The sequence below is a fragment of the Actinocatenispora thailandica genome, from assembly GCF_016865425.1.
GTDB classification, from domain to species: domain Bacteria; phylum Actinomycetota; class Actinomycetes; order Mycobacteriales; family Micromonosporaceae; genus Actinocatenispora; species Actinocatenispora thailandica.
The window spans coordinates 334,837-348,424 of record NZ_AP023355.1; the positions used below are offsets into that span (position 1 = coordinate 334,837).

The following is a 13,588-nucleotide window of genomic DNA, read 5'->3' on the forward strand; positions in this document are numbered from 1 at the left end:
AGGACCTCGCGACGCGAGCGATGCGCGACTCTGGGGAGGCGGCATGTCCGAGGCGCTGGTGCTGGGTGCCGACGTCGGCGGTACGAGCGCCAAGGCGGCACTGATCGACGCCGCCGGCCGGGTGCTCGGCCGGGGGCGGGCCGCCGGCGGCAACGTGAACTCCTCCGACGGCGACCCGGCCGAGAACATCGGCGCCGCGTTGCGGGAGGCGCTCGGCGACCACGACCCGACCCGGGTGGTGGCCGGGATGATCGGCATGGCCGGTTCCGCCGCGGTACCGGACCGGGCGCGCCGGGTGGCCGACGCCGCGTGGCGGGCGGCCCGACTGACCGGCAGCCCGAGCATCGGCACCGACCTGGACATCGCGTACGCGGCGGGCGCGACGGGCGGCGACGGGGTGTTGCTGCTCGCCGGTACCGGCGCGGTGTCCGCGGCGTTCACCGGGTACCGGCTGACGAAGCGGTGCGACGGGCTGGGCTGGCTGCTCGGCGACGAGGGTTCCGCGGTGTGGCTGGGCATCGAGGGGCTGCGGGCCGCGGTCGCCGCGTTCGACGGCCGCGGCCCGGACACCGCGCTGGCCGCGGCGATGGTGGCGCGGCTGGCGCCGGACTCGCCGACCGGCGACCCGCGGCAGGATCTGGTCGCGGCGGCGTTCCGGGTGCCGGCGGCGCGGCTCGGTGAGCTGGCGCCGACCGTGGTGGCCGCCGCGGCGGACGGTGACCCGGTGGCGGAGCGGATCGTCACTGCCGGCTGCGCCGCGCTGGTCCGGACCGCGTCGGTGGTGGCGGACGAGCCGCGATGCCTGGTGCTCGCCGGTTCGCTGCTGACCTCGCCGGGCCTGGTCGCGCACCGGGTCCGTACCGATCTGGCGGCCCGGTTCGGCGTCGACCCGGTGGTCGCGCCGGACCCGGTGGCGGGTGCCCTGCTCGCCGCCCTCCGTGCCGCCGGCCTGCCGGTACCTCCGGAGCTGCCGGACCGGCTCCGCGCCGCCCTCGACACGACGCCCCGGCAACGTTGATCATGGGGTTGTCTGGTACGGCAAGCGCTTTCGCGGCGGACAACACCATGATCAACGTGGCAGGGGGCTGGGTGCGGTGACAGCGACGACCGATCGGGTGCTGGCGGCGGCGCCGGTACTGGACGGGCACAACGACCTGCTGTGGACGCTGCGCGAGCGGTGCGGGTACGACTTCGACCACACCGATCTCGCCGTCGAGCAGAGCGGCAGCGGGCTGCACACCGACCTGCCCCGGCTGCGCGCCGGTGGCGTCGGCGGCCAGTTCTGGTCGGTGTGGGTGCCGTGCAGCGAGCCGCACCCGGTGACCGCCACGCTGGAACAGATCGACGCCGCGGACGCGATGATCCGGCGCTACCCGGCCGAGTTGGCGTTCGCGACCACCGCCGACGAGGTCGAACGGGCGATGGCCGCCGGCCGGGTCGCCTCGCTGCTCGGTGCCGAGGGCGGCCACCAGATCGGCAACTCGCTCGGCACCCTGCGGATGCTGCACCGGCTCGGGGTGCGTTACCTGACGCTGACCCACAACGAGAACACCGACTGGGCCGACTCCGCCACCGACGAACCGGTGCACGGCGGGCTCACCGACTTCGGCCGCAACGTGGTCCGGGAGATGAACCGGCTCGGCATGCTGGTCGACCTTTCGCACGTGTCCGCCGAGTCGATGCATGCGGCGCTGGACGTCTCGACCGCGCCGGCGTTCTTCTCGCACTCCAGCGCCCGCGCGCTCTGCTCGCACCCGCGCAACGTGCCCGACGACGTGCTGGCCCGGGTCGGCGCCACCGACGGCGTGGTCATGGTGACGTTCGTACCGGGGTTCCTGACCGAGGAGTGCCACGCCTGGATGGACGCGATGACCGCGGAGGAGGCGCGGCTCGGCGCCACCGATCCGGGTGTCGGCGCCGCGGACCGGGGCGACATCAAGCCGTGGCTGGACGCGAACCCGCGCCCGCCGTGCACCGTCGCCGACGTCGCCGACCACGTCGAGCACGTCCGCGAGGTCGCCGGGGTACGGGCGGTCGGGCTGGGTGGCGATTTCGACGGCATCGTCGCGACCCCGGACGGCCTGCCGGACGTGTCCGGCTACCCGGCGCTGCTCGCCGAACTCGCCGGCCGCGGCTGGTCGGAGTCCGAACTCGCCGGCCTGACCAGCAGGAACGCCCTGCGCGTGGTCCGCGAGACGCTGTCCGCCGCGGAAGGTCGCTGACCCTCGGCCGTCCCCGAGCGGTGTCGATCACGGTGTTGTGCGGCGCGGAACGTCGTCCCGAGCCGTGTCGATCACGGTGTTGTCCGGCGCGGTGAACGCTGCCACGGCAGCTACCGCCATGATCAACACCGGGCGGGGCGCCCCGGGGTGGCCGGCATGGGCGATGCTGCAGGCATGGCGGAACGTCGTGACCCCGGTGTGTTCACCCGGATGCGGGCCGCGTTGCAGGGCGAACGGAACGCGGCCACCCTCGCCGCGCTGCGTGACGCCGGCACCGCGGTGTACGAGGAGCTGACCCGGGTCGACGCCGACCCGGACGGCGCGACCGGCTGGCGCGGCAGCGCCGGCAGCTGCTCGCACGCGCTCGCCACCTGGAACGCGTACGCGCTGCAGACGCTCGGCGAGACTTTGCTGGACGCCGACGACGTCGACTCCGGCTTCGTCCCGCCGGCCACCTTCGATCTCGCCTGGCGCTGGCTCGGCCAGGTGCAGCCGTGGCTGAGTCGGGCCCGCCAGGCCAGGGCGAGCGACAGCTACGACATCCGGGAGGAACTGGCGCTGCCGGCGGAGCAGACGTCCTGGCCGGCCGAGCCGGTGACCGCGCCGCACCTGCGGGGGCTGCTGGACGCCGAGGTGCGGCTGCGGGAGCGCGCCGAGTACGCGGTGTTCGCGTTGGACAAGCAGCAGCGCCCGCCGTACGCGGACGCCGACATGGAGCGGCTGCACCAGTTCGCCGCGATCGCCGGTGCGGCCGGCGACTACGCGCGCGCCCTGACCGGCGCGGTCCGGGAGCCCACGACCGACCGGATCGCCGTGGTCAACCTGCGCCAGGCGCTCGCCGGTTGGTACCAGATCGGGCAGCTCACCGCGTTCCCGAAGCTGCTGCGCGATCTGCGGCTGCCCCGCGAGCACGCCCGGTTCGACCTGTCCCGGCTGCCCGGCGGCGAGCGGTTCGACCCGTGGTGCCTGACCGACGAGGCGACGCTGTCGACCTGGCAGGCGGATCCGGCCGCGGTGCACGCGCTGACCGCGATGTGGCAGGCCGACCCGGACCCGGCGGCGACCCTGCAGGTACGCGCCGAGATCGAGCAGGCCGTCGCGGACGGCGCGATCGTCCGGGTGTTCCTGCCGGGCAAGGTGACCTGCTTCCACCGCTGCCCCTGGTCGTCCATCTACGAGGTACGCCGTGCGGTCACCATCGCCGGCCGCCGGTTCGGGATGCTGCAGCAGTTCGCGCTCGACGTCTCCGCCGACGAGATGTACTGGGGCCGCCCGTTCGTTCGCCGCCTGGTGCTCGGCCCGTTCCAGATCAACTCCCCGGCCCGGCGGTGATCGGCCGAGGCCGCCCGACCGCGGGCTGCGCACCGCGGTCGACGGCCTCGGCCCGGACGCCGCCCGACCGGTTCCGGGTGCTCGCCGGTCGCGGGTGTCAGCAGGCGCAGGCGATCCCGGCCGGTGCGGTCAGCGGGTCGGCCGGCTGAACCAGCTCACCGGTCGCGGTGGCGACCGGGAAGCCCTCCCGCGTCCAGTACTCGATGCCGCCGAGCATCTCGCGCACCGGGTAGCCGAGCCGGGCGAACTCGGCGGCCGCCCGGGTGGCGCCGTTGCACCCCGGCCCCCAGCAGTACGTGACGACGTTGCTGCCGGCCGGGATCAGCGTGCTGGCGCGCGCCGCGATCTCCGCGGTCGGCAGGTGGACGGCCCCGGGGAGGTGGCCCTGCGCCCACGCGGCGTCGCTGCGGCTGTCCACCAGGACGAACCGGTCGGCGCCGCCGGCGAGGGCGGCCTGCACGTCGCTGACGTCGGTCTGGAAGGTCAGCCGGGCGGTGAAGAAGTCGAGTGCGTTCACCCCCGAAACGCTAGGCACGGTGGGCCGCCCGCGGAACCGATGATCCACGGAAGATCGGTTGTATGGCCGGGGTACCCGCGGTATCCATGACGGATGACGACGCAATCCACGGCGCAGGGGTCGATCGTGCTGGACGATCCCGACCGGCGCATCCTGGCCGCCCTGCAACGCGACGGTCGGGCCAGTTACGCGGAACTCGGCCGCGCCGTAGCGATGTCGGCCAGCGCGGTGACCGAGCGGGTCCGCCGGCTGGAGGCCGCCGGCGTGATCACCGGCTACACCGCGGTGGTCGACCCGGAACGGCTCGGGCTCACGGTGACCGCCCTGGTCCGCCTGCGATACCCGCACGGCAACTACCGCCCGTTCCACGCCCTGCTGGAGAGCACCCCGGAGATCGTCGAGGCGCACCACGTCACCGGGGAGGACTGCTTCGTGCTCACCGTCTCGGCCACCTCGATGCGGCACCTGGAGGAGGTCACCGGCCGCGTCGCCGGTCTCGGCCCGGTCACCACCGCCGTCGTCTACTCCACCCCGCTACCCCGCCGCCCCGTCACCCCACCCGCCCCCGCAGGCAGGTGACGACAGTCCACTGACGAGTGGTGTATGTCACACGAATTCACGGCTGTGTTGCCAGGCCCCGTCTCGTGGGTGTCCGCATCGAGACGAGGAAGGGCGGAGCGATGCACAGGATCGTGGTTCTTGGTGCCGGGTACGCGGGACTCGCGGCGACGGTGGTGCTCTCGGCACGGCTGAAGCGAACCGACGGCGTGTCGATCACGCTGGTCAACGCCACCGACCGGTTCACCGAACGCCTCCGCCTGCACCAGGTCGCGGCCGGCGAGCAGGTGGCCGACCTGCGGCTGTCCGCGCTGCTGGCGGGCACCGGCGTGACCCTGGAGTACGGCTGGGTCACCGCGGTGCACCCGGCGGCCCGGGTGGTCCGGCTCGACGACGAGCGCGAGCTCGGCTACGACACCCTGGTGTACGCGCTGGGCGGCGTCGCCGACACGACCCGCGTGCCGGGCGCCGACGAGCACGCCTACGTGCTGGACGGGCGGCACGACGCCGAACTGCTGGCCCGCCGGCTCGCGCACTCCGGCGGCTCCGTCGCGGTCTGCGGCAGCGGGCTGACCGGGGTGGAGGCGGCGGCCGAGATCGCCGAGCAGCACCCGCAGGCGACGGTGACGCTGCTCGGCCGTACCGAGCCGGGTGCGGCGCTCGGCCCGGCCGCCCGGCGGCACCTGCGGGACGCGCTGCGGCGGCTCGGCGTCCGGGTGCGTACCGGGGTGGAGATCGTGAAGGTGCTGCCGGACGGGGTGGCGCTCGCCGGAAGCGAGACGGTGCCGGCCGAGACCGTGCCGGCCGGCACGGTGCTGTGGACCAGCGGGGTGCGCGCCACGCCGCTCGCCACGGTCGCCGGGCTGGCGGTGGACACTGCGGGACGGATCGTCACGGACGCGGCGCTGCGCTCGGTGTCGCATCCCGAGGTGTACGCGGTCGGCGACGCGGCGGCGATCGAGCAGGGCTACGGGATGTTGCACGGCACCTGCCAGAGCGGCATGCCGACCGGGGTGCACGCGGCCCGCGCGATCCTTGCCGTCCTGGCTGGCCACGAGCCGCCCGCGTTCCGGTTCGGGTACTACCACACGACGATCAGTCTGGGCCGGGGCGACGCGGTCGTCCAGTTCACCCGGCCGGACGGGGCGCCGCGCCGGATCTGCCTGACCGGCCGGCTCGCCGTTCGGTACAAAGAGACCGTGAGCGCCGCACCGTGGCCGACGTACGGCCGGATGAAGCGGGTGCCCGGCACCGGGTCGGTGTGGCCGCGCGGCGGCCGGTACACCCGATGACCGGCGCACCGCCCGGGTCAGCGGTGCCGGTGGGGTCAGCGGTGCCGGCTGGGTCAGCGGTGCCGGCTGGGTCAGCGGTGCCGGTTGGGTCAGCGGTGCCGGTTGGGTCAGCGGTGCCGGCTGGGGCCGGCCGATGACCGGCGACGACGAGACGTTCGAGGCGTACCGGCGGCTGCTGTTCTCGGTGGCGTACCGGATGCTCGGTACCGCCGCCGACGCCGAGGACGCGGTGCAGGACAGCTGGTTCAAGTGGTCCGCCGCGGACCGGTCGGCGGTGGCCGACCCGAAGGCGTACCTGGTACGGATCGTCACCAACCTCGCGCTGGACCGGCTGCGGTCGGCGCAGCGCCGGCGCGAGGCGTACGTCGGGCCGTGGCTGCCCGAACCGGTCCGTACCGCCACCGACGACACCGACCCGGAGTCGGTGTCGCTGGCGCTGCTGGTCGTCCTGGAGACGCTGAGCCCGCTGGAGCGTGCGGTGTTCGTGCTGCACGAGGCGTTCGGCTTCGGCTATGCCGAGATCGCCGCCGCGGTCCAGCGGTCCGAGCCCACGGTGCGGCAGGCGGGCCTGCGGGCGCGGCGGAACGTGCGGGCGCGGCGGCCGCGGTTCCACCCGGACCGGGCGAGCCGGCAGGCGGTCACCGAGCGGTTCGTCGCGGCGGCGACCGGCGGCGACCTCGGTACGCTGATGCGGTTGCTGGCGCCGGACGTGACGGTGTGGACCGACGGCGGCGGCCGGGTGCCGCAGCTGATCCGCCCGCTGACCGGTGCGGACCGGGTGGCGGCGATGTTCGCCTCCCTCGGCGGCCGGACCTACCAGGGCATCGCCGTGGCGGACATGGCGCTGGAGCTGGTAGAGGTGAACGGCGGCCCGGGGATCGTGTTCCGGGGCGGTGGCCGGGTCGTCGGCGCGTTCACCCTGGATCTCGACGAGCGGGGCCGGATCGCGGCGATCCACAACGTCGCCAACCCCGACAAGCTGGCCGCCCTCACCGCCGGCACGGTGTACCGGCTGGGCCCGCCACCCGCGCCGTGAGCCGCCGGGCCCCGCGCCCTGAGCCGCCGGGTCCCGCGCCGTGCACCCGGGTACCCGCTCGCGGTGAGCCGGCGGACCCCGCGCCGGGCACCCGCGGACGCCACACCGTGCCCCCGCGTAGCCGCTCGCCCCGAGGTTCGTGCGCACCCCCGGGGCTCCCGGCGGGTGGCGGCGGGCCGCGCGGGTGCCTGCGGTGTGAGATCGGACCGGTGCCGGTCCGGAGCGCCGCCCCGGGTGGCTACGGTGGTCGGGTGCGACGTGATCCCGCGGTTTCCCGGTACCAGGCGAGTCGGTTGTCGGCCGACCGGCGCACCGCCGACCTCGCGCGGATGCGCGACGAGACGTTCGACGTGCTGATCATCGGCGGCGGGGTGACCGGCGCCGGTGCCGCGCTGGACGCGGCGAGCCGCGGGCTGTCGGTCGCGCTGGTCGAGGCGCGCGACTACGCCTCCGGCACGTCCAGCCGGTCCAGCAAGCTGATCCACGGCGGCCTGCGCTACCTGGAGCAGCTGGAGTTTCCGCTGGTCCACGAGGCGCTGCGGGAGCGCGGGCTGCTGCTGACCCGGCTCGCGCCGCACCTGGTGCGCCCGGTGCCGTTCCTCGTCCCGCTGACGAAGTGGTTCGAGCGGCCCTACTACGGCGCCGGCGTCGCGCTGTACGACGCGATGTCCGCCGCCGGTGGGTACGGGCGGGGCCTGCCCTGGCACCGGCACCTGTCCCGGCGCGGCGCGCACCGGCTGTTCCCCGGCCTCGCCGAGGACACCCTGCGCGGCGCCATCCGGTACTTCGACGGACAGGTCGACGACGCCCGGTACGTACTGACTCTGGCCCGGTCGGCGGCGAGCTACGGCGCGGCGATCGCCACCTCGACCCGGGTCGTCGGCATCATCCGGGACGCCCGCGAGGTGACCGGCGTCCGGGTGCGCGACATGGAGTCGCGGGCCGAGTTCGACGTGCGGGCCCGCACGGTCATCGCGGCGACCGGGGTGTGGTCGGACGACATCTCCGAGATGATCCACGGCTCTACCGGCCGGACTGCCTCCGGCAACACGCGCGATCCGATCGCCTCCGGCAATGCGCCGGGCCTGCGCGTCCGCGCCAGCAAGGGGATCCACCTGCTGGTGCCGCGCAGCGTGATCTCCGGTGACGTCGGGCTGATCCTGCGTACGGAGAAGTCGGTGCTGTTCGTCATCCCGTGGGGCGGGCACTGGATCATCGGCACCACCGACACGGACTGGAACCTCGACCGGGCCCACCCGGCGGCGTCCTCGGTGGACATCGACTACCTGCTCGAACACGTCAACACGGTGCTCGAACGGCCGATCCGGCACTCCGACATCGAGGGTGTCTACGCCGGGCTGCGCCCGCTGCTCGCCGGCGAGTCCGAGATGAGCTCGAAGCTGTCCCGGGAGCACGCGGTGGTCGAGCCGATGCTGGGGCTGATGCTCGTCGCCGGCGGCAAGTACACCACGTACCGGGTGATGGCCCGGGACGTGATCGACCACGCCGCGCGGCGGCTGCCGGGTACTCCGGCGTCACGCACCGATCAGGTGCCGCTGGCCGGAGCGGACGGGTTCCACGCCGCGTGGGCGCACCGCGCCGCGATCGCCGCCCGGCACGGCGTCACGGTCGGCGTGGTGGAGCACCTGCTGGAGCGGTACGGCGCGCTCGCACTGGAGATCCTTTCGCTGGTGGACGGCGACCCGGAGCTGGGCCGGCCGCTGCCCGGCGCACCGGAGTACCTCGGCGCGGAGATCCACTATGCCGCGCTGGCCGAGGGCGCGCTGCACCTCGACGACGTGCTGACCCGGCGCACCCGGATCTCCATCGAGACGCCGCACCGCGGTACCGAAACGGCGCCGGCGGTGGCCGCGTTGATGGGCGCGGTGCTCGGCTGGGACGACGTGACCCGGGAACGGGAGATCGAGCACTACCTGACCAGGGTGGCCGCCGAGCGCGAGTCGCAGCGCAAGCCGGACGACCGTACCGCCGACGCGGCCCGGCTCGGCGCGCCGGACGTGCGCGGTTACGGCGCGGATCCGGCGGTCACCGCCCCGCTGTTCTGACCCCGGCCACCCCTCCGAGGCCGGACGGGCGCGTTGATCGTGGCGTTGTCCGCCGGTGCAAGCGCTCTCCGCCGAGATAACGCCATGATCAACGGGCCGGCCGGGGAACGCGACAGGGGTCACTGTCCCGGCGCGCGACGGAGCCGGTGTCGGCTGCGACAATATCTACGGAGCGTGTCAACCGCCCGGGACGGTGTCGTCGAGGGCGCAGTCCGGAATGCACCACGTATCGGGACGAAAAGCCCCGATTGCTGTCCAATATTTGGACGCTTGTCCGCCTTGATCTATTTGTGATGTTCCCGTGACATCGGGGCGGCAACTGGGTACGTAGCGTGTTGACCATGGCGGCCGCATTACCCAATGCCGCGCACTCGGCCGGCGGCAGGCGCCCGGGTACGCCGCTCATCGCACTTGCCGCCGGCGGCGTGTTCGGCGTCGCGCAGACCCTCGTCGCGCAGCGCTGCGGGTTGCTCCGGTTCGCCGCCGCCAACAGCGAGTGGTCCAGCATCGAACTCGGCACCCTCGTCTGGCTGTCGGCGGCCAGTGTCGTGCTCGGCGTGCTCAGCGCCCGCCGGATCACCCACGCCCGCCGCGCGCAGGACGCGTTCGTGCTCGGCGCCGCCGGCCTCGGCAGCCTGCTCGCGGTGCCGCTCGCCACCTCGTCCGCGGCCTGGGCCGCCATCTACGGCGGCGACGTCGCCACCGGCCGGGTCGTGCTGCACGTCCTGCTCGGCGCCGGGCTCGGCCTGGTCGCCGCCGCCGTCGCCCAGCGGTACCGTGCCGCCGCCGTCGGGCTCGCCACCGGGATCGCGCTGACCTGGGGCTTCGCCGTACTGGCCGGGTTGCTCCGGCCGGGCCGACCGCCGATCCTGGACCATCCGGACCTCGGCATCGGCGCCGCCGGCAGCGGTCAGCGGTTCGGCGGGCTGGTCGTGGCGCTGCTCTACGGTGCGGCGATCGGGATCGTCTGGTCCACCCGAACGCTGCGCAGCCGGGCCGCCGCGGCGGCCATCGGCCCCGCCCTGGCCGCCGCCGCGTACCTGCTGGTGCTGCCGTTCGGCGGGCAGTCCTGGCCGTGGTCACCGATCCCCACCGCGCTCGCGGCGGTGCCGCTCGCGGCGACCGGCGCGGTCCTCGCCGGTACCCTCACCGACCGCTTCCAACGCCGCCGGGACTGACCCGCCGACCCTTACGCTGGACCGGTTGCCGCGCGGGGGAGGGGTATGAACGCGTCACCGCACCGGGCCGGACACCAGACCGGCGCGACACCGCACCGAGCCGAACCCGCCGCCGCGGCGCCGCGGCGGATCCTGGTGGTCGGCTGCTCCGGCTCGGGCAAGTCGACACTGGCCCGGGCACTCGGCGCGCGGTACGAGCTGCCCGTGATCCACCTGGACAACCACTTCTGGACGCCGGGCTGGGTGGCGCTGGCCCGCGAGCCGTGGCGCGCGCTCTGCCGCGAGCTGGCCGCTGGCGACGCCTGGGTGATGGACGGCAACTACGGCAGCTCGCTGGACATCCGGCTGCCGCGCGCGGACCTGATCGTGTTTCCCGACTTGTCCCCGGCGCTGTGCGGGTACCGGGCGCTGCGCCGGCGCTGGCGGTTCCGCCGCACCGGCCGGCCGGACGTCGCCCCCGGCTGCCCGGAGCGGATCGAGTGGCAGTTCCTGCGCTACATCTGGTCCTACCGGCGCCGGCACCGTGGTCGGCTGCTCGCCGCGATCGCCCGGTACGCGCCGGAAACCCCGCTGGTCCGGCTGCGCACCCGCCGGCAGGTGCGCGAGTTCGTCGACGGCGGTGATCGCGCCGGGCGGTGATCAGGTCGGCAGCGGTTTCACCAGCTCGACGAAGGTGAGGTCGTCGCGCTTCGGGGTGCCGAACCGGTCGTCGCCGTACGGGAAGGGCTGCGTCTCGCCGGTCGTGTCGTACCCGCGGCGCCGGTAGAAGGCGATCAGGTCGGTGCGGGCGGACAGCACCGTCATCCGCATCCGGGTGCAGCCGTGCGCGGCGACCCGCCGCTCCGCCTCGGCCAGCACCAGCTTGCCGATCCCGCCGCCCTGCCGGGCCGGACGCACCGCGAACATGCCGAAGTAGCCGGTGTCGCCGTGCCACTCCAGCTGGCAGCAGGCCACCGGCCGCCCCGGCTCGTCCGGGTCGGGGTAGTAGAGCACCCCGCCGGACGGCTGCTCGATCATCGCCAGCACCATGTCGTCGGTGGCGCGCAGCCCGTCCAGCAGGTGCGCCTCGGTGGTCCAGCCGCCGGCCGACTCCGGTCCGGCCCGGTAGGCGGCGTGCACCAGCGACAGCAGCGCCGGTACGTCGTCCGCGCCGGCCCAGCGCGGGGTGCCGGAGTGCGCCATCGAGTCCTCCCGGTCGTCTCGGTGAGGCGGTGCGGGAGCCCGCGACCGGGCCGGCTGCTGGGCTGGCGCGGCGGATCGGAGGCCCCGGCAGGTTCTGCGGGTGCACCGTACCCGGCGCCCGACGTACGGTCGGCGGGGACGGGACGCAGTCCCACGATTCGCCGGAACGGAGCAAGGTGACCGTCTACACCGATCTGCCCCGCTGGCCGGGCCGCGGCCGGCTGTGGTCGCACCTGGTCAGCGACGCGTCCCCGGCCGAACTGCACGCCTTCGCCGAGGCGTGCGGGGTGCCACGGCGGGCGTTCGAGCGCGACCACTACGACCTGACCGCGGAGGCGCACCGGCTGGCGGTGACGCTCGGCGCCCGGGTGGTGCCGTCCCGGGAGCTGGTCCGGCTGCTGACCACGGCCGGACTGCGCCGCCCGAAGCGTCGCGGCCGGCCCCGGCGCCCACCGGCCGCCCCGTCGCCCGCGGCCGGGTCGTTGCCCCCGGGCGGGGCGGTCGGCCCCGGTGCCGAGAAATCCTGAATCGCGGGGAACCGCCCGTGCCGTCCGGCGCGTCCAACGGTCATGAACGCACGGGCAGCGGTACTCGGGACGGTGGCGGTCGCCGCGCTCGCGGTGGCCGGCTGCGGGCCGAGCGGCGGCGGTTCGGACGCCGACGGCTCATCGCGGGCGAGCATCGGGCCGTCGGCCTCGGCCACTTCCGGCCCGCCGGCCTCCCCGGCGCCGTCCGGGTCGGCGTCCGCCACCCCGCCGCCGGGCGGGGCGTCGACCAGCCCGGCGACGCCGGCAGGATCGGTGCGGTTGCAGGCCACCGGTGGCTTCGTCGGGAAGAACGACGTGCTGACCGTCGACGGCGACGGCGCCTGGACCTACACCGGGCGCAGCGGCAGCAAGCACGGCACGTTGACCGCGGCGCAGCGAGACCGGCTCACCGCGCTGGTCACCGACCCCAAGCTGGCCGCGGAGGCGCGGTTGCGGATGCCGAAGAACACCTGCGCCGACGGCGTCTCGTACCGGCTGACCGTGGGCTCCCTCACGCTGACCCGAGTGAACTGCGGTGGCTCGGCACAGACACCAACCTTCAACGCGATCGTTGAGCTGCTGGGAAAGGCGACACCGATTTGAGGTGCCGAGTCGACAGATGTCCGATCGGTACCGGACAGACGTGACACCTGAGGTTTCCGGCTCTGAGGGGCGCCGGAAACCGCTGCGTCGCCCCGGCCCTGGCGCTGGGGCAAGGGCCGGGGCGACGCAGCACCTACCGGGCGCGGCGCCGGCCGGTGGGAGGACGCCGCGCTGACGGCGCCGACCGGTCGCGACCGGATCAGTGGTTGGCCTGGAACCAGGGCTGGGTCCAGCCCAGGTACGGCTTGCCCCAGGTGTTCTTGATCTCGCTGATGGTGGTTTCGGTCAGGGTGCCGTTGCCGTGGATGTCGTTCGAGACGAACTTGCCGTCGCCGATCGAGATCATCACGTGGCCGGCGCCGCCGGAGAAGAACGCCAGCCCGCCCGCCGGCACGTTCGTGTCGCCGGTGTGCTTGTACTGCGACGGCACCGCGAGCCAGTGGTCGTACGCGGTGTACGAACCGCTCGCGCTGAACCCGTACGCCAGGCCGACCACGTGGTCGCACCGGTTGTAGTAGTCGGCCACGTACGAGGTGGTCTCGTGCGAGACCGCCCAGGAGACCGCCTGCGAGCAGCTGCGCGGGTCACCGAGGCCGGAGGTCGAACAGCTGGTGGAGGTACCGGCGCAGAGCGGCGCGACGAGGCCGTCCGAGCCGGTGTAGACGTACGTGTCGGTGACGTAGCCGCCCTTGGCCGGCACGTGATCCCAGACGTTGCTGGTGCCGTACTTGCCGGTGACGGTGTCGCCGTAGGTCTGGCAGTCGATCGAGATCGTCTCGCCGTTGGCGACGGAGCCGACCGACGCGTCCGAGGTGTGCGGGCCGGATCGGACGTTGACGCTGGCGCCGCTGTCGGTGTGCACGGTGCCGCTGGCCGCGGCCGAGGCCGGTGCGGCGAACGAGACCAGGGCGAGCATGGCGCCGCCGGCGATCGCGACGGCCACCCGGGCCCAGCTTCGGGTGATGACGGGAACTACGGACATCTCCGCTCCTCTCGCAGAAGAGAGCTATGTCGGAGATTGTCGTCGTCGTCCGCTCGCTACGCTAGAGAAACTTTCCGCCTTTTGGGTAACTCG

The 13,588-nt window shown here is 74.2% G+C and carries 14 protein-coding genes; 11 read left to right on the forward strand and 3 right to left on the reverse strand.

All coding sequences use genetic code 11. The annotated features are described in order from the left end of the window. Positions 1-43 precede the first annotated feature (43 nt). From Athai_RS01545 to Athai_RS01555, 3 genes are all read left to right on the forward strand, one after another. Positions 44-1,018, forward strand: a complete 975-nt coding sequence (locus tag Athai_RS01545; protein WP_203959800.1) for an N-acetylglucosamine kinase — start codon at positions 44-46, stop codon at positions 1,016-1,018. Positions 1,019-1,094: 76 nt separating this feature from the next. Beyond that, positions 1,095-2,222, forward strand: coding sequence for a dipeptidase (locus Athai_RS01550; protein WP_203959801.1), 1,128 nt, complete (start codon positions 1,095-1,097; stop codon positions 2,220-2,222). 174 nt (positions 2,223-2,396) lie between these two features. Further along, positions 2,397-3,554 (forward strand): hypothetical protein, encoded by a 1,158-nt coding sequence (locus Athai_RS01555; protein WP_203959802.1) that lies wholly within the window; start codon positions 2,397-2,399, stop codon positions 3,552-3,554. Between the two features lie 97 nt (positions 3,555-3,651). On the opposite strand, the gene Athai_RS01560 is transcribed toward Athai_RS01555, so the two are convergent. Beyond that, positions 3,652-4,071 (reverse strand): rhodanese-like domain-containing protein, encoded by a 420-nt coding sequence (locus Athai_RS01560; RefSeq protein WP_239156651.1) that lies wholly within the window; start codon positions 4,069-4,071, stop codon positions 3,652-3,654. A 93-nt stretch (positions 4,072-4,164) separates the two neighbouring features. Here Athai_RS01560 and Athai_RS01565 point away from each other — a divergent pair, with 93 nt between their 5' ends. The 6 genes from Athai_RS01565 (at position 4,165) to Athai_RS01590 (ending at position 10,840) form a co-directional block, all read left to right on the forward strand. Continuing rightward, positions 4,165-4,650 (forward strand): Lrp/AsnC family transcriptional regulator, encoded by a 486-nt coding sequence (locus Athai_RS01565; protein ID WP_203959804.1) that lies wholly within the window; start codon positions 4,165-4,167, stop codon positions 4,648-4,650. 101 nt (positions 4,651-4,751) lie between these two features. Beyond that, positions 4,752-5,921, forward strand: coding sequence for an NAD(P)/FAD-dependent oxidoreductase (locus Athai_RS01570; protein WP_203959805.1), 1,170 nt, complete (start codon positions 4,752-4,754; stop codon positions 5,919-5,921). 133 nt (positions 5,922-6,054) lie between these two features. Further along, the gene (sigJ, locus tag Athai_RS01575; RefSeq protein ID WP_203959806.1) at positions 6,055-6,957 is read left to right on the forward strand and encodes an RNA polymerase sigma factor SigJ; all 903 of its coding nucleotides are present in this window, start codon (positions 6,055-6,057) and stop codon (positions 6,955-6,957) included. A 329-nt stretch (positions 6,958-7,286) separates the two neighbouring features. Then, positions 7,287-9,023 carry a glycerol-3-phosphate dehydrogenase/oxidase gene (locus Athai_RS01580; protein ID WP_203965264.1) on the forward strand — a complete coding sequence of 579 codons (1,737 nt, stop codon included), beginning with the start codon at positions 7,287-7,289 and terminating at the stop codon, positions 9,021-9,023. 341 nt (positions 9,024-9,364) lie between these two features. Further along, positions 9,365-10,201, forward strand: a complete 837-nt coding sequence (locus Athai_RS01585; protein ID WP_203959807.1) for a hypothetical protein — start codon at positions 9,365-9,367, stop codon at positions 10,199-10,201. Positions 10,202-10,246: 45 nt separating this feature from the next. Next, on the forward strand, positions 10,247-10,840 hold the full coding sequence (locus Athai_RS01590) for a P-loop NTPase family protein (protein ID WP_239156652.1): 594 nt from the start codon (positions 10,247-10,249) through the stop codon (positions 10,838-10,840). On the opposite strand, the gene Athai_RS01595 is transcribed toward Athai_RS01590, so the two are convergent. Beyond that, positions 10,841-11,383 (reverse strand): GNAT family N-acetyltransferase, encoded by a 543-nt coding sequence (locus tag Athai_RS01595; RefSeq protein ID WP_203959808.1) that lies wholly within the window; start codon positions 11,381-11,383, stop codon positions 10,841-10,843. A 176-nt stretch (positions 11,384-11,559) separates the two neighbouring features. Between Athai_RS01595 and Athai_RS01600 the strand changes: the two genes are divergently transcribed. Both Athai_RS01600 and Athai_RS01605 read left to right on the forward strand, forming a co-directional pair. After that, a complete protein-coding gene (locus tag Athai_RS01600) occupies positions 11,560-11,910 on the forward strand; it encodes a DUF4031 domain-containing protein (protein WP_203959809.1) in 351 nt (116 codons plus the stop codon). Between the two features lie 42 nt (positions 11,911-11,952). Beyond that, positions 11,953-12,513 (forward strand): hypothetical protein, encoded by a 561-nt coding sequence (locus tag Athai_RS01605; protein ID WP_203959810.1) that lies wholly within the window; start codon positions 11,953-11,955, stop codon positions 12,511-12,513. Between the two features lie 199 nt (positions 12,514-12,712). Here the strand turns inward: Athai_RS01605 and Athai_RS01610 are convergent, their stop codons facing one another. After that, positions 12,713-13,495 carry an SH3 domain-containing protein gene (locus Athai_RS01610; protein ID WP_203959811.1) on the reverse strand — a complete coding sequence of 261 codons (783 nt, stop codon included), beginning with the start codon at positions 13,493-13,495 and terminating at the stop codon, positions 12,713-12,715. Between the last annotated feature and the right edge of the window lie 93 nt (positions 13,496-13,588).

Excerpts from the sequence above, each read along its gene's own strand:
- Athai_RS01555 (WP_203959802.1), top strand. The coding sequence starts at position 2,397 with ATGGCGGAACGTCGTGACCCCGGTGTGTTCACCCGGATGCGGGCCGCG.
- Athai_RS01545 (WP_203959800.1), top strand. The coding sequence starts at position 44 with ATGTCCGAGGCGCTGGTGCTGGGTGCCGACGTCGGCGGTACGAGCGCC.
- Athai_RS01590 (WP_239156652.1), top strand. The coding sequence starts at position 10,247 with ATGAACGCGTCACCGCACCGGGCCGGACACCAGACCGGCGCGACACCG.
- Athai_RS01605 (WP_203959810.1), top strand. The coding sequence starts at position 11,953 with ATGAACGCACGGGCAGCGGTACTCGGGACGGTGGCGGTCGCCGCGCTC.
- Athai_RS01610 (WP_203959811.1), bottom strand. The coding sequence starts at position 13,495 with ATGTCCGTAGTTCCCGTCATCACCCGAAGCTGGGCCCGGGTGGCCGTC.
- Athai_RS01580 (WP_203965264.1), top strand. The coding sequence starts at position 7,287 with ATGCGCGACGAGACGTTCGACGTGCTGATCATCGGCGGCGGGGTGACC.
- sigJ (WP_203959806.1), top strand. The coding sequence starts at position 6,055 with ATGACCGGCGACGACGAGACGTTCGAGGCGTACCGGCGGCTGCTGTTC.
- Athai_RS01585 (WP_203959807.1), top strand. The coding sequence starts at position 9,365 with ATGGCGGCCGCATTACCCAATGCCGCGCACTCGGCCGGCGGCAGGCGC.
- Athai_RS01565 (WP_203959804.1), top strand. The coding sequence starts at position 4,165 with ATGACGACGCAATCCACGGCGCAGGGGTCGATCGTGCTGGACGATCCC.
- Athai_RS01570 (WP_203959805.1), top strand. The coding sequence starts at position 4,752 with ATGCACAGGATCGTGGTTCTTGGTGCCGGGTACGCGGGACTCGCGGCG.
- Athai_RS01595 (WP_203959808.1), bottom strand. The coding sequence starts at position 11,383 with ATGGCGCACTCCGGCACCCCGCGCTGGGCCGGCGCGGACGACGTACCG.